The 21,955-nt window shown below is 59.7% G+C and carries 20 protein-coding genes and 1 other RNA gene; 6 read left to right on the forward strand and 15 right to left on the reverse strand.

The genetic code is table 11. From position 1 onward, the window contains the following. Window position 1: 1 nt before the first annotated feature. The 3 genes from ROSMUCSMR3_RS07420 to ROSMUCSMR3_RS07430 form a co-directional block, all read right to left on the reverse strand. Window positions 2–460 carry a FixH family protein gene (locus ROSMUCSMR3_RS07420; protein WP_008281601.1) on the reverse strand — a complete coding sequence of 153 codons (459 nt, stop codon included), beginning with the start codon at window positions 458–460 and terminating at the stop codon, window positions 2–4. Further along, the gene (ccoG, locus tag ROSMUCSMR3_RS07425; RefSeq protein ID WP_375554253.1) at window positions 457–1,899 is read right to left on the reverse strand and encodes a cytochrome c oxidase accessory protein CcoG; all 1,443 of its coding nucleotides are present in this window, start codon (window positions 1,897–1,899) and stop codon (window positions 457–459) included. The genes ROSMUCSMR3_RS07420 and ccoG overlap by 4 nt, the downstream gene beginning before the upstream one ends. A gap of 90 nt (window positions 1,900–1,989) precedes the next feature. Beyond that, on the reverse strand, window positions 1,990–2,877 hold the full coding sequence (locus ROSMUCSMR3_RS07430) for a LysR family transcriptional regulator (RefSeq protein ID WP_037298142.1): 888 nt from the start codon (window positions 2,875–2,877) through the stop codon (window positions 1,990–1,992). Between the two features lie 101 nt (window positions 2,878–2,978). On the opposite strand from ROSMUCSMR3_RS07430, the gene ROSMUCSMR3_RS21090 reads away from it, so the two are divergent. After that, a complete protein-coding gene (locus ROSMUCSMR3_RS21090) occupies window positions 2,979–3,134 on the forward strand; it encodes a hypothetical protein (protein ID WP_157132409.1) in 156 nt (51 codons plus the stop codon). 163 nt (window positions 3,135–3,297) lie between these two features. On the opposite strand, the gene ccoP is transcribed toward ROSMUCSMR3_RS21090, so the two are convergent. The 4 genes from ccoP to ccoN are packed head-to-tail and all read right to left on the reverse strand — an operon-like array spanning window position 3,298 to window position 6,725. Then, window positions 3,298–4,170, reverse strand: coding sequence for a cytochrome-c oxidase, cbb3-type subunit III (ccoP, locus tag ROSMUCSMR3_RS07435; protein ID WP_008281596.1), 873 nt, complete (start codon window positions 4,168–4,170; stop codon window positions 3,298–3,300). A gap of 3 nt (window positions 4,171–4,173) precedes the next feature. Then, window positions 4,174–4,368, reverse strand: coding sequence for a CcoQ/FixQ family Cbb3-type cytochrome c oxidase assembly chaperone (locus ROSMUCSMR3_RS07440; RefSeq protein WP_008281595.1), 195 nt, complete (start codon window positions 4,366–4,368; stop codon window positions 4,174–4,176). A 12-nt stretch (window positions 4,369–4,380) separates the two neighbouring features. Further along, window positions 4,381–5,106, reverse strand: coding sequence for a cytochrome-c oxidase, cbb3-type subunit II (ccoO, locus tag ROSMUCSMR3_RS07445; protein ID WP_008281594.1), 726 nt, complete (start codon window positions 5,104–5,106; stop codon window positions 4,381–4,383). Between the two features lie 14 nt (window positions 5,107–5,120). Then, entirely contained in the window at window positions 5,121–6,725 is a 1,605-nt protein-coding gene (gene ccoN / locus ROSMUCSMR3_RS07450) for a cytochrome-c oxidase, cbb3-type subunit I (RefSeq protein WP_008281593.1), read from the reverse strand. A 202-nt stretch (window positions 6,726–6,927) separates the two neighbouring features. On the opposite strand from ccoN, the gene ROSMUCSMR3_RS07455 reads away from it, so the two are divergent. Next, window positions 6,928–7,767, forward strand: coding sequence for a universal stress protein (locus ROSMUCSMR3_RS07455; protein WP_081506915.1), 840 nt, complete (start codon window positions 6,928–6,930; stop codon window positions 7,765–7,767). 91 nt (window positions 7,768–7,858) lie between these two features. On the opposite strand, the gene fnrL is transcribed toward ROSMUCSMR3_RS07455, so the two are convergent. Then, window positions 7,859–8,605, reverse strand: a complete 747-nt coding sequence (gene fnrL, locus ROSMUCSMR3_RS07460; protein ID WP_008281590.1) for a transcriptional regulator FnrL — start codon at window positions 8,603–8,605, stop codon at window positions 7,859–7,861. Window positions 8,606–8,688: 83 nt separating this feature from the next. Here fnrL and hemN point away from each other — a divergent pair, with 83 nt between their 5' ends. Beyond that, complete coding sequence (hemN, locus tag ROSMUCSMR3_RS07465) at window positions 8,689–10,044, forward strand: oxygen-independent coproporphyrinogen III oxidase (protein ID WP_081506916.1); 1,356 nt, start codon at window positions 8,689–8,691, stop codon at window positions 10,042–10,044. Window positions 10,045–10,049: 5 nt separating this feature from the next. Here hemN and ROSMUCSMR3_RS07470 read toward each other — a convergent pair whose 3' ends face one another. The 5 genes from ROSMUCSMR3_RS07470 to ROSMUCSMR3_RS07490 form a co-directional block, all read right to left on the reverse strand. Beyond that, window positions 10,050–11,645: an ABC transporter ATP-binding protein gene (locus tag ROSMUCSMR3_RS07470; protein WP_037298003.1), complete on the reverse strand. Its 1,596-nt coding sequence runs from the start codon at window positions 11,643–11,645 to the stop codon at window positions 10,050–10,052. Next, complete coding sequence (locus ROSMUCSMR3_RS07475) at window positions 11,642–12,748, reverse strand: ABC transporter permease (RefSeq protein WP_081508572.1); 1,107 nt, start codon at window positions 12,746–12,748, stop codon at window positions 11,642–11,644. The genes ROSMUCSMR3_RS07470 and ROSMUCSMR3_RS07475 overlap by 4 nt, the downstream gene beginning before the upstream one ends. Before the next feature lie 7 nt (window positions 12,749–12,755). Next, the gene (locus ROSMUCSMR3_RS07480) at window positions 12,756–13,850 is read right to left on the reverse strand and encodes a microcin C ABC transporter permease YejB (RefSeq protein ID WP_008281586.1); all 1,095 of its coding nucleotides are present in this window, start codon (window positions 13,848–13,850) and stop codon (window positions 12,756–12,758) included. Between the two features lie 18 nt (window positions 13,851–13,868). Then, window positions 13,869–15,803, reverse strand: a complete 1,935-nt coding sequence (locus ROSMUCSMR3_RS07485) for an extracellular solute-binding protein (RefSeq protein WP_420541229.1) — start codon at window positions 15,801–15,803, stop codon at window positions 13,869–13,871. Window positions 15,804–15,961: 158 nt separating this feature from the next. Beyond that, on the reverse strand, window positions 15,962–17,044 hold the full coding sequence (locus ROSMUCSMR3_RS07490; RefSeq protein WP_237183550.1) for a c-type cytochrome: 1,083 nt from the start codon (window positions 17,042–17,044) through the stop codon (window positions 15,962–15,964). Window positions 17,045–17,181: 137 nt separating this feature from the next. Here ROSMUCSMR3_RS07490 and ROSMUCSMR3_RS07495 point away from each other — a divergent pair, with 137 nt between their 5' ends. Further along, a complete protein-coding gene (locus ROSMUCSMR3_RS07495) occupies window positions 17,182–18,024 on the forward strand; it encodes a prephenate dehydratase (RefSeq protein WP_008281583.1) in 843 nt (280 codons plus the stop codon). 15 nt (window positions 18,025–18,039) lie between these two features. Here ROSMUCSMR3_RS07495 and ROSMUCSMR3_RS07500 read toward each other — a convergent pair whose 3' ends face one another. Both ROSMUCSMR3_RS07500 and nudC read right to left on the reverse strand, forming a co-directional pair. Beyond that, window positions 18,040–18,360 carry a hypothetical protein gene (locus ROSMUCSMR3_RS07500; RefSeq protein ID WP_232279215.1) on the reverse strand — a complete coding sequence of 107 codons (321 nt, stop codon included), beginning with the start codon at window positions 18,358–18,360 and terminating at the stop codon, window positions 18,040–18,042. Between the two features lie 201 nt (window positions 18,361–18,561). Beyond that, window positions 18,562–19,533, reverse strand: coding sequence for an NAD(+) diphosphatase (gene nudC, locus ROSMUCSMR3_RS07505; protein ID WP_081506918.1), 972 nt, complete (start codon window positions 19,531–19,533; stop codon window positions 18,562–18,564). A 231-nt stretch (window positions 19,534–19,764) separates the two neighbouring features. Between nudC and ROSMUCSMR3_RS07510 the strand changes: the two genes are divergently transcribed. After that, a complete protein-coding gene (locus ROSMUCSMR3_RS07510; RefSeq protein ID WP_081506919.1) occupies window positions 19,765–21,711 on the forward strand; it encodes a bifunctional 2',3'-cyclic-nucleotide 2'-phosphodiesterase/3'-nucleotidase in 1,947 nt (648 codons plus the stop codon). After that, an RNA gene (gene ffs / locus ROSMUCSMR3_RS07515) (signal recognition particle sRNA small type) lies at window positions 21,709–21,807 on the forward strand. The genes ROSMUCSMR3_RS07510 and ffs overlap by 3 nt, the downstream gene beginning before the upstream one ends. Window positions 21,808–21,955: the final 148 nt, after the last annotated feature.

Below are 21,955 nucleotides of genomic sequence, written 5' to 3' on the forward strand. Positions count from 1 at the left end.
TCTATTCCTTATGCAGAACGACACGCTGTTGAAAAAGAGTGCCGTCACGATCCCAAGCCTTCATGCGGATGTTCCAGTTGCCATCGCCCAAATCCATCGGGGCAACATAGGCCTGCCCATCATAGCTGAAGTCGGGCGTCTGGTCGTCCTGCACATGGGTGGCCCGCCCCACGGTCGCCTCAAGCTGCGCCACCTCGACGGGATTGCCAGCCACATCGGTGATATGCAGCATCAAGAGCCCGCCCGCGTGATCCGCCACCACGGTCCAGCCCAGCCCCTCTTGCGCGGCTTTGCGTTCGTTGAATTCCTGACTGGCCACATAGGAATTCTTGACCTCAAGCCCCGGAAAGGTTCGCACCGCTGAATACGCCAGCACCAGATTGACGCCGATGATCACGGAAAAAGCCCCGACAAAGCCGATCAACACATGCCTGCCGGTGATTTGACGCTCGGCCATCATTCTCCCTTTCCGTTAAAGACTGTGTCCTTATAGGCGCGCTCGCCATTGGTCAGATCCTCGATCCAGATCCGCACATCGCTGCGCTCGGCCGTGGCGGGCTCAGAGCCCGGCGGTGCCACCAGATAAACCCGCTGCAGGTACATTTCATCGGCGGCAACGCTGATCCGGCCCGCTTCCGCCCCCTCCAGTTCGACAGCAATGGCCGGGCTGCCCTTGACCGTAACCTCGAATTCGCGCGTCTCGTGCTGCATGTTGCGGATGCGCACCTCATAGGTATTGCGGATCGAGCCATCGGACAGGGTGACATAGGTCGGATTACGCACCGGTGCGACAGTCAGGTCGATATCCGACCGGATGAACAGCGCAAACACAAGCCCGATCCCCACCAGCGACCAGAGCGCGGTGTAGAGGATCGTGCGTGGGCGCAGGATATGTTTGAAGATCGGTTTGGGCTTGCCGCCCGCCCGCTCTGCCTCTTCATCGGTAAAGGCCATATAGTCGATCAGACCACGCGGCTTGCCGATCTTGGCCATGATGTCATCGCAGGCGTCGATACAAAGCGCACAGGTGATGCACTCCAACTGCTGCCCGTCGCGAATGTCGATCCCCACCGGGCAAACATTGACGCAAGCCATACAGTCGATGCAATCACCTTGCGGCGCGCCCTCTTTGACCGCCTCTGAATTCTTGCGCGGCTCGCCCCGCCATTCGCGATAGCCGACGGTCAGCGTGTCCTCGTCCATCATCGCGGCCTGAATGCGCGGCCAGGGGCAGGCATAGATGCAAATCTGCTCGCGCGCGAACCCGCCGAAAAAGAACGTCGTGCCGGTCAGCACCGCAATCGTGGTATAGGCGATAGGATGGGCGTCGAGGGTAAAGAGATCGACCAACAGCGTCGGCGCATCGGTGAAGTAAAACACCCAAGCGCCCCCCGTGGCCACCGCAATCAATAGCCATGTGATCCACTTGGTCAGCCGCAGACGTGCCTTGCGAACATCCCATTTCTTCTGCCGATGCAGGCGCAGCCGCGCATTGCGATCCCCCTCGATCCAACGCTCGACCAGAATGAAAAGGTCAGTCCAGACCGTTTGAGGACAGGCATAGCCACACCACACCCGGCCCAGCGCCGAGGTGAACAAGAATAGCCCCAAGCCCGCCATCACCAAAAGACCGGCCACGAAATAGAACTCGTGTGGCCAAATCTCGATCCAGAAAAAGAAAAACCGCCGATTGGCGAGATCCAGCAAAACCGCCTGATCCGGCAGCGCAGCCCCCCGATCCCAGCGAATCCAAGGCGTCACATAATAGATGCCCAAGGTGACGATCATAATGACCCACTTCAGGTTGCGGAACTTGCCATACACCTTCTTGGGAAACACCGGTTCGCGCGCAGCATAGAGGGATTGCGGTTCGGTTGGATGGGAATCGGCCACGGACATACTCCGGTATGATCATTCTCTTGATCGTGTTCTGTCAGGATGCGGGCGCAACAGCTTTGACCTGCATCAAATTCTGAATCCTGAATCGATCTATTGCGCCACGCTATGTTGTCGAGCCATGCGCCGCAGCCAGACCACAAAGGTCCGCGCCGCAGGGCGCAGCACGCCAGGACGCGCCACCACATGATAACCGCTGTCTTCATGGTCTTGAAACAAGAGCCGTAGGCGACCCGCCGCGATATCCTGACGCACCCAGTCCAGAACCGTCACAGCAACCCCCTGCCCGTCGCGCAATCCGTCCAGCAACAGGTTGCCCGGCACCTGCATCAGCCCGGCTGCCCGCTCGCGTGTGACACCCCGACGGCGCAGCCAGTCGCTTGCCTCATTGGTGCCGAATTCCTGCAGCCAAGGCAAATCGGCCAGATCTGATGGCTCTTCGATCCGCCGCCCCTCAATAAGGCGGGGGGCAGCCACCGCGACAATGGGCGAAGAGAATAGCAGCTCTGCCTCTAGCCCCGGCCATTTACCGGGCCCATAGCGGATTGCGATGTCTATACCGCCCGGCTCTAGCGCAACCAACCGCGGGGTCGGGTCGATCATAAGGTCAATGTCAGGATGGCGATGGCGAAAATCACCCAAGCAAGGCATCAGCCAGTGCGCCGCAAAACTCGGTGTGGTCGAGATCTGCAAAGGACGCTCGGAATTGCGCTGCGAAAGCGATTCGACCGCGCGCGCAATCGCGCCAAAGCCAAGCGACAGGGCATCCGCCAGATATTGGCCTTCTGCGGTCAGGCGCAATTGCCGCCCGCTACGGTCCACAAGCGCCAGGCCTATATGCGCCTCAAGCTGCTTGATCTGTTGGCTTACCGCCGCATGACTAACATTGAGCCGGTCACCCGCAGCCACCGTGCCGCCGGTTTCGGCCAAGGCCGCAAAGGCCCGCAATGCGGTCAAAGGAGGAAGAGACAGCCAATCCATCATGTAACCATATCTTACAAATCGAAATTTTTCCAGATTCGTTATTTACGTCCGTTTTCTGCATAATGAACACAGAAATGCCAGATCGAAAGGACGAAACAATGCTCGGAATTCTTGCCAATACTTTCATGAACGCCACCCGTATGGATCAAGCCCCGCCGCGTCAGACCCCTCTTCACTGGCCCCCGGCAGACCGCTTTGGCACGCGGACAGGGGCCGAGATCGAAGCGCATCTTATCGGACGCCGCCGCTACTGAGGCGCAAAACAAAAAAGGCCCACAAGGGGGCCAACCAGTTGACAGTTGCACTGAACCTATGGGTAATCAGCACCGGCCCTTCCAGGAAACGCGCGAACAGAACGGAAGGACCGGTGCCTAACCCCGAGCTTTGCGGCTCGGGGTATTCTTTTAGGGCTGGCGCTTACTCGCCGCCGCCAAGCTGGTGGACATAGATCGCCACGGCGCGAATTTCGGCTTCGCTCAGGTCGGCCCCGCCCATCGCCGGCATCACGCCAAAGCGCGAATAGATCACCGTTTCCTTGATCGTGTCGAATGATCCACCATAGAGCCAGATCGCATCGGCAAGGTTCGGCGCGCCCTGATAGATATCGCCCTCTGCGGCCTCGCCATGGCATGCCGCGCAATTGTCCATGAACACGGCCTGACCATCGGAAACCAACGTGGCATCCTGCGGCTCACCAGACAGCGACATCACATAGTTGACCACCTGATCAATCTGCGCCGATTCGAGAATGTCACCAAAGGCAGGCATCTGCGAATAGCGCGCATCCGGATCTTCCTCGTTGCGGATACCATGGGCGATCGTGGCATGAATGTCCTCGATCGTGCCGCCCCAGAGCCAGTCGTTATCCAGAAGGTTGGGATAGCCACCCGCCTGAACACCTGCCGCCCCCGAGCCATGGCACTGCGCGCACCATGTTTTGAACACGGCATTACCCGCCGATGTGGCATAGCCCTGCAATTCAGGATCACCGGCAATCTCGGTCAGTTCGACCGAGGCCAGCCTGGCGTTGATCTCGGCATTGGCGGCTTCGGCCTCGGCCAATTCGACCGCCACATTGGCGCGCGTCGACCAGCCTTTGTAGCCAGCCGTGGCCCCCTGAACCAGCGGCCATGCCGGATAGGCCACCACATACCACAGCGCCCAGACGATACAGGCGTAAAACGTCCACAGCCACCAGCGCGGCAGGGGATTGTTATACTCTTCAATCCCGTCCCATTGATGGCCGGTGGTTTCGACCTCTTGGTTCTTCTTATTGGGTTGTTTGGCCATGTCTCATGCCTCCTCGTGCCGGGCGCCGTTGGTCGGGGCCGGTTTGTCTTCGTGCCGGAACGGGATGGTTGACGGGTTCTCATAGCTCTTGGTGGCGCCGGGGCGGAACACCCAGAACACGACGCCAACAAAGAACGTAAAGAGTGCCAGCAACATCCAGCTATCGGCAAATTCACGCAACAGCGAATAGGTTTCCATCGGTTCGCTCCCTTACCGGCTCGCGTCCGGGGTGAAGGTCGAGAAATCAACCAGCGTCCCCAGCATTTGCAGATAGGCGATCAGCGCATCCGCCTCGGAAATCCCGGGCTGCCCGTCGAAATTGCGCACTTGTGCCTTGGGATAGCGCGCCAAGAGACCCTCGGTATCGCCATCGGGATCAATCTGCACCATAAAGTCAGCCTTGGCGTTCTCGATCATCTCGTCACTATAGGGCACGCCCACCAAACGATGTGTCTTGAGCAGATCCTCGATATGCGCAGGCTCGATCATCCGGTTTTCGAGAAAGCCATATTTCGGCATCACCGACTCTGGCACAACCGACTGCGGGTCGCGCAGGTGATCGACATGCCAGTCATCCGAATAGCGCCCGCCGACACGGGCCAGATCCGGCCCCGTCCGCTTGGACCCCCACTGGAACGGGTGGTCATATTTCGACTCCGCCGCCAGCGAATAGTGCCCATAGCGCTCGACCTCATCGCGCATCGGGCGGATCATCTGACTATGGCAGACGTAACAGCCCTCGCGGATGTAGATATCGCGGCCCGTCAACTCCAGCGGAGAGTAGGGGCGCATGCCCTCTACATCCTCGATGGTGTTTTCAAGCCAGAACAGCGGGGCGATCTGCACGATCCCCCCAACCGTGACGACAAGGAAGGCAAAGATCGCCAAGAGCGTGACGTTCTTTTCCAGGATTGCGTGTTTGTCCAGAATTGCCATCTCTCCGGCCCTCCTTATTCAGCCGGGACTGCACTGTTCACAGGCGCGACGGCCGGCGAACGTGTTACAGTCATCCAGAGGTTGTAGCACATGATCAACGCACCAGAGAGGAACAACACCCCACCCAGACCGCGCACCACATACATCGGGAACTTTGCGGCCACGGTATCGGCGAACGAGTTCACGAGGAAACCGTTGGCATCAACTTCGCGCCACATCAGGCCCTCCATGATCCCCGTCACCCACATGGCAGCGGCGTAGAGAATGATGCCGATGGTGGCCAACCAGAAATGCCAGCTCACAAGGCTCAGCGAATAGAGCCGCTCGCGGTTCCACAACTTCGGTACAAGGAAGTAGAGCGCCCCAAAGGTGATCATACCGTTCCAGCCAAGCGCCCCAGAATGCACGTGCCCAATGGTCCAGTCCGTGTAATGCGACAGCGAGTTGACCGCGCGGATCGACATCATCGGCCCTTCAAAGGTGGACATGCCGTAGAACCCGATGGAAATCACCATCATCCGGATCACCGGATCGGTGCGCAGCTTGTCCCATGCCCCCGAGAGCGTCATCAGACCGTTGATCATCCCACCCCAGGACGGCATCCACAGCACGATCGAGAACACCATGCCCAGCGTCGAGGCCCAGTCCGGCAGCGCCGTGTAATGCAGGTGGTGCGGACCAGCCCAGATGTAGATAAAGATCAGCGCCCAAAAGTGGATGATCGACAGCTTATAGCTGTAAACCGGGCGTTCGGCCTGCTTGGGCACAAAGTAATACATCATGCCCAAGAAACCTGCCGTCAGGAAAAAGCCCACGGCGTTATGGCCATACCACCACTGTGTCATCGCGTCCTGCACGCCGGAGAAGACCTGCACCGACTTGGAGCCAAAGATCGAGACCGGAATGCTCAGGTTGTTGACCACATGCAGCATTGCCACCGTGATGATGAACGACAGGTAAAACCAGTTGGCGACATAGATATGCGGCTCTTTGCGCTTGACGATCGTGCCCAGGAACACAGCCAGATAGGCCAGCCAGACCACCGTCAGCCACAGATCGACATACCATTCAGGCTCTGCATATTCCTTGGATTGCGTGGCACCCAGCAAATAGCCGGTCGCAGCCAGAACAATCACGAGTTGGTAGCCCCAGAACACGAACCACGCGAGATTGCCGCCCCAGAGACGCGCCGCAGAGGTGCGTTGCACAACGTAAAACGACGTGGCGATCAGCGCATTGCCCCCAAAGGCGAAAATCACCGCCGAGGTGTGCAGCGGACGCAACCGACCAAAATTCGCATAACCCTGCGCCCAATCGAAATTGAGCCCAGGAAAGGCAAGCTGAAAGGCAATGAACGTGCCCGCAAGGAAACCGACAACGCCCCAGATGGCCGTTGCAATCACCCCGGCGCGCACCACGCCATCCATGTATTCCCCCGACAGATCCACTTGGGATTTCGGTTCGTCTGTGTGGCGCAGGGTCCACAGAAAAAGCCCACCAGCCACCAACGCCACCGTCAGCGCGTTGACCAGATAGGCCAGATCGCGCGCATAATTGGCCGCGATCAACGCCAGAAGCGTGACCAGACCAAGCACGATCAGCTTGATATAATTCGTCATGTTGCGTCCCTTCGTCTCTTTCTGCCCGAGTCGCCGTGACCCGCGCAGGCGCGTTAGACTGTGACCGTAATGCTAGGGTCAGACTCAACTATCCTTGATCTGTGTCAAAACACTGACTTTGATCAATTGATCCGCGTCAAAGCAGCCCCGGCAATACACTCCTAAGGTGACATAACGTGTGACACAGTCAAAGGAATGCGACATGACCTACAACAGCCTGTTTTCCGTTTTGACCGATGAGTCCCTTGTTGAGGAAACCTTGGCCCATGCCACCAGCATGGCTGCCCGCTATGATGCCCATCTTGATGTGCTCTGCTTGGGCGTGGATCGAAGCCAATCGGGCTATTATTATTCGGGCGCCAGCGCCATCGTGCTGCAAGAAACGATTGCCCGCGCCCAGCAAGAGGCCACCGCCATCGAGACCAAAGCCCGCGCCCTGCTCAAGAATTCATCCCTACGTTGGGCGGTTGAGGCGGGCGTCAGCCAATTGGCCGATCTGGGGCGGCATGTTGCGGCCCGGGCGCGATTCTCGGATCTGGTCATTCTGGCGCAGCCCTATGGCAAGGGCCGCGGAGCCGAACTGGAACCTGCGACCGAATCGGCCCTGTTCGAGGCGCGGACCCCGGTCATTATCGCCCCCGCCGGTGGCGAGCCGGTGCCCAATCCGGGCCGGATCATGATCGGCTGGAACGAAAGCAACGAGGCGCTTGGTGCCGTGCGCGCCGCCCTGCCCCTGCTGAAAGAGGCGGATGTGGTGCATGTGGTGGTGATCGACCCGCCGACGCATGGGCCCAACCGCTCGGATCCCGGTGGGCTTTTGTCGCAATACCTCGCGCGTCACGGCGTCAAGGTCGAGATTGACGTGCTCTCCAAAACCCTACCCCGTGTCTCGGACGTGCTCTTGCGCCATGCCCGCGATATGGATGCCGATATGGTGGTGATGGGGGCCTATGGCCACTCGCGCTTTCGCGAGGCAATCTTTGGCGGTGCCACCCGCTATATGCTGGAACAGGCGACCATGCCGGTTTTCATGGCGCATTAGGGAAATATCGCAGCTTGGGCGGATTGGGGGCCAGCCCCCAAACCCCCGAGGTATTTAGAGCCAGATGAAGCCCTGCAAAAGGCGCAAGGCCTCAGATCAGCATGCCGCCGTCGCTGTCATCACCCGCCTCTTCCAGCAGGCGGTTGAAATCCGGCACGGTGACACGGCGCTTGCCCTCAAGCTCGATCACCCCGTCCTTCTTCAGAGCAGACACCTGACGGCTTACCGTTTCGAGCGTCAGGCCGAGGTAATCCGCCATCGCTTCGCGCGTCAGCGGCAGATCAAACACCAGCGGCCCGCGCGTGCCGTTCATGTTCAGCGTGGCATCGCGCCGCGCAATGATCGCCATTAATGAGGCAATTTTTTCACGCGCCGTTTTGCGGCCCAAAACCAGCATCCACTCCCGCGCCGCATCCAGCTCGTCCAGCGTCATTTCGAGCAGGCGCTGCGCGATATGCGGCGTGCGCACCATCATCTCTTCAAACGGTTTCTTGCGGAAACAGCACATCACCATATCGGTTACCGCCACAACGTCATAGGCAGCGCTGCTGCGCCCCGGCCGGCCCACGAAATCGCTGGGCAAGAGCAAGCCCACCATCTGCGTGCGCCCGTCCTCCATTGTCTGGGTCAGCGTCGCAATCCCCGATACGACCGAACCCACGAAATCCATCGGATCGCCAGACCATATCAAGGTCTGCCCCGATTCGTAGCTTCGGTAGTATTTGATCTGATCCAGCAGCGCCAATTCATCGGATTCGCATCGCGCACAAACGGCCCGATGCCGGATCGGACAATCCCCGCATTCATGGGGGATGATCGAGGCTTTCTCTTTCAGCATGGAGTTTCCACTATTCGGGGTGCTGTCAGGGTCGGTTGATTTAAATCAATGCGGGATGGCAAGTTCCTGTTAACTCTAGGGGTATGGACACAAAAACTCAACTAGGCAAACTGGGTCTCTTTGATGCCAAAGTGCCGCGCTACACCAGCTACCCGACCGCGCCCCACTTCAACCGCGATGTGGGACAGGATCAATTTACAAGCTGGATCAACGCGATACCAGAAGGCGCAGAGATTTCTCTCTATGTACATGTGCCGTTCTGTCGGCGGCTTTGCTGGTTCTGCGCCTGCAGAACCCAAGGCACCCAGACAGATGCCCCCGTCGCGGCCTATCTTGAAACGCTCAAGACCGAGATCGCGATGCTGGGTCGGCAGCTTCCACGCGGTGTGCGCCTGTCGCGCCTGCATTGGGGTGGCGGCACGCCCACGCTTCTCTCGCCCGGCATGATGAGCGAATTGGCGGGGGCCATCCGTGATATCGCCCCCTTTACCGACACCACCGAATTCTCGGTCGAGATTGACCCGAATGAAATAGACGCCGCGCGTCTCGACGCGCTCGCGGGGGCCGGTATGAACCGCGCCTCAATCGGGGTGCAGGATTTTGACGAGCAAATCCAAAAGAGCATCGGTCGGATGCAGGGCTATGACATCACCCGCCACGCGGTCGATGAAATCCGCGCCCGCGGCGTCAAAAGCCTGAATGCCGATATCCTTTATGGTCTGCCACATCAGAACCGCGCCCGCATCACCGAGAGCGTGCAGAAACTCTTGTCGCTCAATCCCGACCGCGTTGCGCTCTATGGCTATGCGCATGTGCCGTGGATGGCCAAGCGCCAACAGATGATCCCCTCGGATGCCCTGCCCACACCGCAAGAACGTCTGGCCCTGTTTGAAACCGCGCGCCGTCTGTTTCTGTGGGACAATTACGACGAAATCGGTATCGACCATTTCGCCACCGCCTCTGACGGGCTGAGCGTGGCGCAAAAATCCGGGCTGCTGCGTCGCAATTTCCAAGGCTACACCGACGACACCGCCGAGGTGTTGATCGGCTTGGGGGCCTCTTCCATCTCGCGCTTTCCGCAAGGCTATGCGCAGAACGCGCCCGCGACAGGGGCCCATACCGGTGCCATCCGCGACGGACGCTTTTCAACCACGCGCGGCCATATCTTTTCCCCCGAGGACAAGCTGCGCTCGCGTATGATCGAAATGCTGATGTGCGATTTCCGCATTGATAGCACCGAGATTTTCCGCGAATTTGCCATCCCCGCCGCAGAGTTGCAGGCGATGCTCTCTGCCGTGGAACGCCGCTTTGACGGGCATCTGAAACTCGACGCCACCGGCCTTTCCATCCCGCTCGAGGCGCGCCCGCTGACCCGCATGATCGCGCGCCAGTTCGACACCTATGAGATGAACGCCGACGGCCATTCTTCGGCGATCTGAGGGGATCACACCTCTGTGCGCCCCTCAAGCGCCGCTGCCAGCAGCTTGCGCGCATAGTCGGTTTGTGGCGCGGTAAACAATGTTTCGGCATCGCCCGCCTCGACCACATCGCCATCTTTCATCACCATCACCCGGTGACTCATGGCGCGCACCACATGCAGATCGTGGCTGATAAAGAGATAGGCCAGCGCATATTTCCGCTGCAATTCCCGCAAGAGATCGACGATCTGCACCTGCACGGTCATGTCCAGCGCGCTGGTCGGCTCGTCCAATACCACCAGCTTGGGCCGCAGGATCATGGCGCGGGCAATCGCGATGCGCTGCCGCTGCCCACCTGAAAATTCATGGGGATAGCGATCCATCATGGCTGGGTTCAGCCCCACCTCGTCCATCACCTCTGCCACCAAGTCCCGCTCGGGCCGCCCATCGGGGTTGCCATGCACGCCCAGCCCCTCGGCAATGATCTGCGCGGCGGTCATGCGGGGGCTCAGGCTTCCGAATGGGTCTTGAAAGACGATCTGCATTTCGGCCCGCCGCCGCCGCAACTCGCGCGTGGACCAGCCATTCACATCTTCACCCGCAAAGCGGATGCCGCCCTCAGACGCAATCAGCCGCATGATCGCCAAGGCCAGCGTGGTCTTGCCCGACCCGCTCTCGCCCACGATGCCTAGGGTTTCGCCCGCCCGCACGCTGAGCGTGGCGGCATTCACCGCCTTCACATGCCCCACAGTGCGTTTCAAAAACCCCTTCTGGATCGGGAACCACACCCGCAAGTCATGGGTTTCGGCCACCACCGGCGCTCCCTCTGTCACCGGCGACGGCAGCCCAACAGCCCGCGCGCTCAGCAGTTTGCGGGTATACGCATGCTGAGGGGCTGCAAAGACATCCGCCACTGGCCCAGCCTCGACAATCTCGCCGTCTTTCATCACGCAGACCCGGTCAGCAATGCGCTGCACGATCCCCAGATCATGCGTGATAAAGAGCAGGCCCATCCCCTCTTCGCGCTTTAATTCCGCCAGCAATTCCAGAATCTGCGCCTGAATGGTCACATCCAGCGCGGTGGTCGGTTCGTCGGCAATCAGGATGTCGGGCTTGTTGGCCAAGGCCATGGCGATCATCACCCGCTGCCTTTGCCCGCCAGATAGCTGATGCGGATAGGCCCCCAGACGGCTTGCTGCGTCACGAATACCCACGCGCTCGAGCAATTCCACAATCCGCCCGCGCGCCGCATCGCCGGTCAGCCCCTGATGCAACTCTAGGCTTTCTCGCAACTGCTTTTCCAATGTGTGCAGCGGGTTGAGCGATGTCATCGGCTCTTGAAAGATGAAACTGATGTCATTGCCGCGCACCTGCCGCAGGCGCCGTTCATCCGCGCCGACCATCTCTTGCCCGGCATAGGTGACAGAGCCTGTGACCTGCGCCGACGACCCCAAAAGCGACACGGTCGACAGCGCCGTCACCGATTTGCCCGAGCCAGACTCGCCCACCAGCGCCACGGTTTCCCCTCGGTCCACGCTGAACGACACGCCCTTGACCGCCGGGATGACCTGCCCGTCCTGCCGAAAACTGATCCGCAGGTCTTTGACCTCCAGCATACTCATTCAAAGGTCTTTCTGGGGTCAAAGGCATCGCGCACGCCCTCAAAAATGAAGACCAAGAGCGACAGCATGATGGCAAAGGCAAAGAAGGCGGTAAAGGCGAGCCAGGGCGCTTGCAGGTTCTGCTTGGCCTGTAGCGTCAACTCCCCCAGCGACGGGGCCGAGGACGGCAGGCCAAAGCCCAGAAAATCCAATCCCGCCAAAAGCGAAATCGTCCCGGTGATGACAAACGGCAGCATCGTCAGCGTCGCCACCATGGCATTTGGCAGCATGTGACGAAACATGATCGTGAGGTTGGATACGCCCAACGCCTTGGCCGCACGCACATATTCCAGATTGCGCGCCCGCAGGAATTCGGCTCGCACCACACCTACCAAAGCCATCCAGCCAAACAGCACCGTAATCACGACAAGCAGCCAGAAACTGCGCGGTAGGATCGCGAAAAGGATGATGATCACATAAAGCTGCGGGGTCGAGGCCCAGATTTCGATGATCCGCTGGAAAATAAGATCTGTGCGCCCGCCAAAATAGCCCTGCACCGCCCCCGCCGCGATGCCGATCACCGACGAGAGCGCCGTCACGATCAGCGTGAACAGCACCGACAACCGGAATCCATAGATCACCCGCGCCAGCACATCGCGCTTGGTGTCATCCGTACCCAGCAGATTTTGCCCATTGGGCGGCAGCGGGGCCGCACCGGGCCGGTCCACAGTGGTATTGTAGCTATAGGGAATGGGCGGCCAAATCGCCCAACCCTTGGCAATCTCTTCGCCCTCGACCACCCCATCCTCGGCATCCACAATCACGCCCTCGGGATCGTCAAAACAGATATCCAATCCACCCGACGCAATCAGACAACGCACCTCGGGGTCACGGTAAATCGCCTCGGTCTCGAAATCGCCACCAAACTCTGTTTCCGGATAAAACCTGAAAATCGGCATGTAGAGTTCGCCGCGATATTGCACGAGGATCGGTTTGTCATTGGCCACAAACTCGGCAAAGAGCGTGATGGTGAAAATCACCGAAAACAGGATCAGCGACCAATAGGCCCGATTGTTGCGCCGAAAGTTGCGCCACCGGCGTTGGTTGAGCGGCGAGAGACGGATCACCCGATCAGCCCTCCCGTTTTTCAAAGTCGATCCGTGGATCAACCAGCACATACATCAGGTCAGACAGGATCCCCACCACAAGACCAATGAGGCCAAAGAGAAAGAGCGTTCCGAACATCACCGGATAATCGCGCCCCACGGCGGCCTCAAACCCCAGCCGCCCCAGACCATCAAGGCTGAAAATCGTCTCGATCAGGACAGAACCGCCAAAAAACACTCCGATGAACACCGCCGGAAAGCCCGCAATCACGATCAGCATCGCATTGCGGAACACATGCCCATAAAGCACCTTGCGTTCGCTCAGCCCCTTGGCGCGCGCGGTCATCACATAGTGTTTCTTGATCTCGTCGAGAAAACTGTTCTTGGTCAACAGCGTCAGCGTCGCAAAGGCCGAAATGGTCGAGGCAAGAACCGGCAAGGCGATATGCCAGAGGTAATCGCCGATCTTTCCCAACAGGCTCAGTTGCTCGAAATTATCCGATGTCAGGCCACGCAAAGGGAAGATCTGGAAATAGCTGCCCCCGGCGAACAGCACCAACAGCATGATCGCAAACAGAAACGCCGGAATAGCATAGGCCACGATGATGACACCGCTGGTCCATGTGTCAAACTTGGTGCCGTCACGCACCGCCTTGGCCACACCAAGAGGGATCGACACGATATAGGCAATAAGCGTCGACCACAGGCCCAGCGTAATGGAAACCGGCATCTTTTCCAGAACCAGATCCAGCACTTCGATCTTGCGGAAATAACTCTCGCCAAAGTCAAAGCGCATGTAATTCCACATCATGTTGAAAAACCGCTCCAAGGGCGGCTTATCAAGCCCGAATTGCTCTTCCAGCTCCTTGATCAGTTCCGGCGGCAGGCCCCGCGCCCCAAGGTATTGGTCATTGCCGCCGGCAGCCCCCACCATCTCTTGCCCGGTGTCAGAGCCAGAGCCAGAAAAGCTCTCGAACACATTGCCCTGCCCCTGCATATTGGCAATCATCTGCTCGACCGGACCACCCGGCACGAATTGCACCAGAGCAAAGTTGATCACCATGATGCCAAAGAGCGTGGGCACGATCAGCAACAGCCGCCGCAGGATATAGGCCCCCATCTCAGTGGCTCCTCGGGATCACAGCGCGCCCGCGTCTTTCAACGCCTGCGCCTTGTCGGCGTCATACCACCAGAAATCCAGCACGCCCGTCGCATAGGGCGGCAGCGGGTCTGGGTAGGCATACATATCCCAATAGGCCACCCAGCTTTTGTCCAGATACCATGTCGGGATCATGAAAAACTCATAGCGCAAGGCACGGTCAAGTGCGGTCAAGGCCACGTCCTGTTCTTCCTTGCTGGCTGACTCGAGCGCGCGGTCAATGATCGCGTCGATCATCGGGCTTGCCAGCCCTGCCGGGTTGAACAGGCTGAACGCCGCTTCCTTGCTGCCATAACGCTGATGCAGGCCGGTGCCCGCCTCTAGAAACGCCACATAGCTGTCAAAGATCAGGTCATAATCGCGATCCCGTTCGCGGGCGGTGTATTGCGCGGCGTCGATCTTGTCGAACTTGGCCTCAATCCCCATCAGTTGCAGATTGCTCACAAAACTCTCGACCACCGCCGACATGGTGGCAGAGCCAGAGGCCGAAATCGGGATTTCGATCTTAAGCACCTCGCCCGCCGCATTTCGCCGCTTGCCATCACCGCCCACGGCCCAACCGGCCTCGTCCAAAAGCTTCATGGCCGCGCGCAGATTGCGCCGGTCATTCAGGCGCTCACCATCAGAGGTATGCGCCATCACCGCAGTCGCGGTCAGCATCTCTTCGGGCACGATATCGCCCAAGGATTGCAACAGCGCCAATTCCGCCCCCTCGGGCGCGCCCTTGGCCTCGAGCGGGGTGTCCTGCACAAAGGAGTGTCGCTGCTTGAAGAGGTCATATTGCAACGACGAATTGGTCCATTCGAAATTGAACCCCAGCGCAATCGCTTGCCGCACCCGCTTGTCCTGCAACTTTTCGCGGCCCAGATTGAAGACGAACCCCGAGGGTGTCGGCGGCAATCCATCGGGCAATTCCGCTTTGACCACATAGCCCGCATTGGCCGCCGGAAAATCATATCCGGTGGCCCATGTCTTGGAATTTCCCTCAGGCCGGAATGTGTAAATCCCCGCCTTGAACGCCTCGAACGCGGCATTGTCATCGGCAAAATACTCGATCCGGATGCGGTCGAAATTATGCCGCCCCTTGTTGATTGGCAGGTGCCAGCCCCAATACTCCGGGTTGCGCTCATAGACGATGTTGCGGTTCACATCATAGCTTTTGACCTGATAGGGGCCTGATCCCGGTGCCGCCTCCAGCCGTGGCTCATCCAGCCGCGCGCCGGTGTCCTCATACCATTTGCGTGGAAACACTGGCGTGCCGCCCACCTGATCAATCAGCGACCGGCGTGAAATCCCCTCCGCAAAGGTGAACTTGACGGTGTGATCATCCAGCGCCTCGGCGCTCAGCACCCGCCGCTTGACCGCATCGGCATAGGATTTCAGCCCCTGCTCCAGAAACAGGTTGTGTGAAAACACCACGTCATGCGCCGTCACCGGCGTGCCGTCGGCAAACTTTGCCTCGGGGCGCATGTGGAAGATTACCCATGTTTTGCCAGCGTCATATTCCAGGCGTTCCGCCAAGAGACCGTAGCCCTCGTTATAGCTGTCTCCCGGCAGTGGCTCGCCGCTCGCCTCGGACGCGCCCAGCAGGCTCTCGTAAACCATCCAAGACAGCCGCCCGGCCCGCCCCTGCCGCGCGTAGGGGTTCATCGAATCGAATGTACCAGGCGCAAAAAGCGAAATTTCCCCGCCCTTGGGCGCTTCGGGGTTCACATAGTCGAAATGCGCGTAATCGGCGGGGTATTTCAGATCGCCGTAAAACGAATAGCCATGAGACGAGATCACCTCATCTTGCGCCAAGACCGCCTGCGCCATCAGCGTCGCAATCGAGAACCCGATCATCGTCACCCGAAGCCGCCATGGCACCAGACTCGCAAAGGTTCGGGTTTTGGTCAGGGTGTTCCGTACGGTCATGCCATCCTCCTCCTGCCGCACCCATTATCTGGTGCTTCATCGCGTGCTGGCAAGCTAAGGAGGGGGCGCGTCTTGTTCAAGCGCCGATCCTGTCCTCTGCCTACGAAAAAGGCCGCCACCCAAACCGGGCAGCGGCCTTTTTTTCAATGTGGCGCGGCTCAGTTCGCGGCGCTTTGCAGGTAGCCGATCAAATTTGCGCGATCCGCCTCATCCTTGAGGCCCGGAAAGCCCATGCGATTGCCGGGCGCGAACGCACGCGGGTTTTCGATCCAGTCGCTCAACTTTTCAGGCGTCCATGTGCCCTCAAGGCCCTTGAGCGCGTCGGAATAGGCAAAGCCCTCGACGTTGGCGATGTCACGGCCCACGATCCCAAAGAGGTGCGGACCAGCCCCGTTTTTACCATCCTCCAGCTTGTGGCAGGCACCACAGCGACGATAGAGCTTTTCACCCTCAGCAATATCCGCCGCAGCCACGAGTGCCGCAAAATCGGATGCGCCGGCGTCCGCTGCAGGTTCAGCCGCAGCTTCTTCCGCTGCAGGCTCCGCTGCCGCTTCTTCCGCTGCAGGCTCTGCCGCCGCTTCCTCAGCCGCAGGTTCAGCCGCTGCTTCTTCCGCTGCAGGCTCCGCTGCTGCTTCCTCGGCTGCAGGCTCTGCTGCCGCTTCTTCTGCCGCAGGCTCCGCTGCCGCTTCTTCTGCCGCAGGCTCTGCCGCGGATTCTTCCACCGGCATTTCAAAAGTCGTGCCATCGGTCTGGTCGAGATAGGCGATCAGATCGGCACGATCCTCAGCCTTGCGCATCCCGGCATAGCCCATCGAGGTTCCGGGCGCGTAAGCCTTGGGGTTCTCCAGAAACGCATCCAGCTCAACCGGGGTCCAGACCTGCGCGACGGCAGTCAGAGCGCCGGAATACGAACCGTAATCGGCGACGCCGCCAACCTCACGTCCCACAACACCATAAAGATGCGGGCCCACTTTGTTTTCGCCATCAACCACCGCGTGACAGGCGGCACAGTTGCGGAACAGGCCTTCGCCATTGGCCGGATCAGCGGACGCCATCAACTCGGCGATGCTCGGGCCCTCGTCCACAACTTCTTCCGCTTCATCTGCGCCGGTGTCGATCACATAGCCCTGCGCATGATCCTCGCCATGGCCCCCGCCCACCGAATAGATAGACTCAGCGGCCCAATTGCCCAAAAGGAACACCAAGAGCGCGCCGCACAGCGCACCCGCGGTCTTTGTCATCGTCATTGTGTCAAACATAGGCCCGTTTCCATTTGATCCGTCGTTGGCCGCGTATCTATCCGCTTCCCCTACCGGCGCGCAAGGTGTAGTTTCCGCGACCAAACGCCCGACCGGCCCAAAAATACGGAAAATCACCTATGACCGACCGCATCGCCTTTCAGGGAGAGCTTGGCGCCTACTCGCATCAAGCCTGTCGCGAGACCTATCCCGAGATGGAGGCGCTTCCTTGTCGTACCTTCGAGGATGCAATTTCTGCCGTGCGCGAGGGACAAGCGGAGCTTGCCATGCTGCCGGTCGAGAACTCCACCTTTGGCCGGGTCGCCGACATCCATCACCTCTTGCCCGAATCGGGTCTGCACATTGTCGGCGAGGCGTTCGTGCGGGTGCATATCAACCTCTTGGCCCTGCCCGGCATACGCCTCGACGAAATCGAAAGCGCGATGAGCCACACCATGCTTTTGGGCCAATGCCGCGCCTTTCTTGAACGCCACGGTATCCACCGCGTGACCGGCGCCGATACCGCTGGCTCCGCCCGCCACGTCGCCGAAGCAGGACAGCCGGAAATGGCGGCCCTTGCCAGCGAACTTGCGGGCGAAATCTATGGCCTCGACGTGATTGCCCGGCATATCGAGGATCAGGGCAACAACACCACCCGCTTTCTCGTCATGGCGCGCGAACCGGATTTCGCGGCACGCGGCGAGAATGGCATGATGACGACCTTTGTCTTTCAGGTCCGCAACATCCCGGCAGCCCTGTACAAGGCGATGGGAGGCTTTGCCACAAACGGCGTCAATATGACCAAGCTCGAAAGCTATATGGTCGGCGGCTCCTTCACCGCGACGCAGTTCTATGCCGATATCGAGGGGCATCCCGATGATCCGGCTGTCGCCCGCGCGCTTGACGAGCTCGATTACTTCACCTCGAACGTCACAATCTTGGGCGTTTACCCTGCTGATCCGCGCCGACACGATACCGACTGAATACCGACGCTGTTTTTAGAGGGATCGCGTATACCGGTCCTCAACCTCTGCCGCGTATTCCGCCAGACGCACCTTGAACCGTTTGGTCAGGTTATTGCGTGCCAGCCGCAGCGATTGCATCATCAACCGCGCCGCCAAGGTGCGCGGCTGCAACACCAGCGTGACCGTCATCCGCGTCCGCCCCCGCGACAGCGCCACCAGTTCCACAACCATCTGCCCCTCAATCGCGGGCGAGATCACACCCAGCTTGATTCCATTGGGCGGATCATATTCAGCAACGGTCACATCAACCTTGCGCTGCTTGCCACGCAGTTTGAACACGGCATGCCAACTCATGCCGACCCCTGGCACCTTTAGCTTGTCAGTGCGCCGCACATCCGCGCCACGCCGCAAAGCCGAGCGCTCAAACCCTTGAAAGTCCGTTATTTCCTCAAAAACCCGCTCAATGGGGGCTTCAATGTCTTCCTTGCCGGTGAACTGCATCCCCAGACCGCCCTTTTCGGTTTGTTATCGCTTTTGCCCACGCGCATTGTTGCCTCAATCCAGACAGTCGGCAAGCCAGTTCTCAAGCAGGAAATGCGCAATCGCTCCCTTGCGCGCAGGCATCAGGAACGGATGCTCGCCAGCAAAAGCCGAGAGGATCTCTTCACGGCTCATCCACAGCGCGTCTTCAATCTCATGCGGATCAATCGTGATATCCTCGCTCAGCGCTTCGCCACGACAGCCAAACATGAGCGATGCGGGAAATGGCCAAGGCTGGCTTGCCAGATAACTGACCCGTCCCACCTTGATCCCTGCCTCTTCCCAGACCTCGCGACGCACCGCCGCCTCGATGGTCTCGCCCGGTTCTATGAACCCCGCCAAAAGAGAATACATCCCCTCGGGCCACCCCGGAGATCGCCCCATCAGAACCGAATTTCCACGCGTTATCAACATGATCACCACAGGGTCGGTGCGCGGAAAATGCTGACCGCCACAGTGATCGCAAGCCCGTTGCCATCCCGCGCGGATCATCCGGCTTTCTTTGCCGCAGCGCGCGCAGAACCTGTGCGTGAGGTGCCAGCCAAACACCGCCTTGGCCGTCGCTGCCAGCTCTGCATCGCGTGGGCTGAGCCGGGTCATCACCCGACGCAACTCGGCAAAGGCGCTTTCTTCTGGCAGGTCCGGATGCACCTGCTCGGAGGCATCGAGAAAGCTATCAAGCTGATCCGGTTCCAGCCCCGGTGGCACCCAAGCGGAAATGTCATGCGCCAAGATCAGGTCGCCACTCTCATCTCGCCCCAATAGGATCGGCGGCACCTTGTACCGTGTCAAAACAGGATGATCCGGCGCCAAAATGACCAACTCATCCAGCGTCTCTGCGCGCAAGAGCGGCTTACCCCGCCAGAGTACGATCGACCGCGCACGTCCCTCTGTCATCGCCGCCTGAAGCAAGCCTTCGTCAGAGCGTAGCTCATCCGCCCGGTCCAGCCCTGATCCCCCGAATGTAACCTGTTCCGACGTTCGCATCACGCGTCTCCTTTGCCTGCCCCTCTACACAACGCCCATGACCGCAAGACAAGCCCCAAGCGGCACAAAGCATGGGCACATGACAGTTTGCAACTTATAGTGTATTGCCCAGGACACGCAGACGTGCAAACCTGCCTAAGCCTCTGGCAACTATTATGATTGCAGCCAGCAAAGGCGGTTTGAATTCCACGGCACCTCCGGGCGTGAACCCGGCCTCAGAGCGTTGACGATTTGACCGAATCCACCATTACTCAGACGCACCCTTTATCCGCCTGTGGCGCCACCCTGCGCCTGCGGATATTGCAGACCACCGATGTCCACGGAAACCTTCTGCCTTTTGATTATTACACCAACCAGCCCGACCGCCCGTGGGGTCTGGCCCGGCTTGCAACACAGATAAAGCGCGCACGATCCGAAGTCGGAGCCGAAAATTGCCTGGTTCTGGACAACGGCGATTTTCTGCAAGGCACGCCGCTCACCGATCTTACTGCACAACCCGATAACGGTTGGACCGGACCACATCCAATCCTCGCGGCGATGAACGATATCGGCTATGATGCGGGTACAATTGGCAATCACGAGTTCAATTTTGGCCTTGAGTGGCTGATGGAAACGCTTGCTCAGGCACGCTTTCCCTTGACCTGCTGTAATGTGCTGACGCGCCGTGGCGGGACGCCGGTCGACGATACAACCCTTTTGCCACCCTATCTGCTGCTCAACAAGCAGATGCAGGATCGCGATGGTGGATCGCATAGTTTGCGGATTGGTCTGTTAGGCCTTGTGCCTCCACAAATCCTGACATGGGATCACGCCCGTCTGTCGGGCCGGATTGACGTGCGCGATATGGTCGAGAGCGCGCGGGCTTGGGTGCCCACCCTGCGCGCTTTGGGGGCGGATCTGGTTCTGCTCTTGGCCCATACCGGCATCGACCCCGGCCCCGACCGCCCCTTTATGGAAAACGCCGCCCGCGCGCTTGCCCGCCTGCCCGGCATCGACGCGCTTCTGGCAGGCCACAGCCACAAAAGCTTTCCCAGCACCGATCACAATGGCATAGCCGGAGCGAACGAGAGCAACGGCACCCTCCACGATACACCCTGCCTGATGGCGGGATTTCGCGGCAACCACCTCGGTCAGCTTGACCTGACCCTGACCCACGATGGCAACGCATGGCAGGTGACTGGGCATGACTCCCGTCTTTTGGCTGTGTCCAGCGCGCAACCTTGCCCAGCAATCTGCATCGCGGCCGACGCCGCGCATCGCCACACCCTCGCCCTCACAGCGCGTGAGATCGGCCAGACCGCGGCTCCACTCCACAGTTATCTCACCCTCTTGCGCGACGATCCGATCCTGCATCTCGTCAATGACGCACAGCGCCGCGCCTTGACTTTGGCCTTGGCCAATAGCCCGCACGCCGGGCTGCCGCTGCTCTCTGCCTCCGCCCCCTTCAAGAGTGGTGGGCGCGGGGGCCCTGCGCATTTCACAGATATTCCCAAAGGCCCGCTTCTTCTGCGGCACATCGCCGATCTCTATAGCTTTCCCAACACGCTCTGCGGTCTATTGGTTACGGGGGCAGACCTGCGCGACTGGCTGGAGCGCGCCGCCATCTGCTTTAACCAAATCAACCCCGGCCTGCCCGATCAGCCACTGCTTGATCCAAGCGTGCCGGGGTATGATTTCGATGTGATCGACGGGCTTAGTTATACCATCGACCTAAGTCAGCCAGCGCGTTACGATCTTTCTGGTGCGCTTATTCATCCCAAGGCGGCGCGCATCCAAGATTTATGCTTTGCGCGCAAGCCTGTCCGCCCAGACACGCCTTTCATCATTGCCACCAATAGCTATCGCGCGCATGGCGGCGGGCCGTTTGCGCCTCTGGCGGAACGAGGGTTGATCTACTCTGGCACCCGCACGGTGCGTGATCTGCTGGCCGATCATGTTGCGGCGGTGGGCCAGGTCGTACCGGCACCGCGCCCCACATGGCGCTTTGCGCCCCAGCCCGGAACCCGCGTCACGATAGAGACTGGCCCCGGCCTGCGCGCCCATCCCGCCGACATCGCCGCCTTGGACGCCGTCGACCTCGGCGTTACGGACGCGGGGTTCTTACGTCTCGGCATGCCCTTGCCGTTTGCCCAGCCTACCCTTGCGCATCCCGCAGCAGCGGCCTATATCACCCCTTGAGAGGTTGGCGCGGGCAGGCACCTCGCCAACCCGGTCAGGTCCGGAAGGAAGCAGCCGTAACGAGCCCCGCTTGGGTCGTTGTCCAGCCTCTCACCCTATCCCCCTTAGGTCACCAAAGAAAAAGCCCCGTTGAAAAACGGGGCTGTAGTTTCTCTTTCGTCACTATCTTTAGCAATGAAATATGCTCAGAGTGGTGGACAAAGTGAGCAAGATGCCGCACGCAAATGCGACCTTTACCCCCAAG

Origin of the sequence: Roseovarius mucosus (assembly GCF_002080415.1) — a bacterium.
GTDB lineage: Bacteria > Pseudomonadota > Alphaproteobacteria > Rhodobacterales > Rhodobacteraceae > Roseovarius > Roseovarius mucosus_A.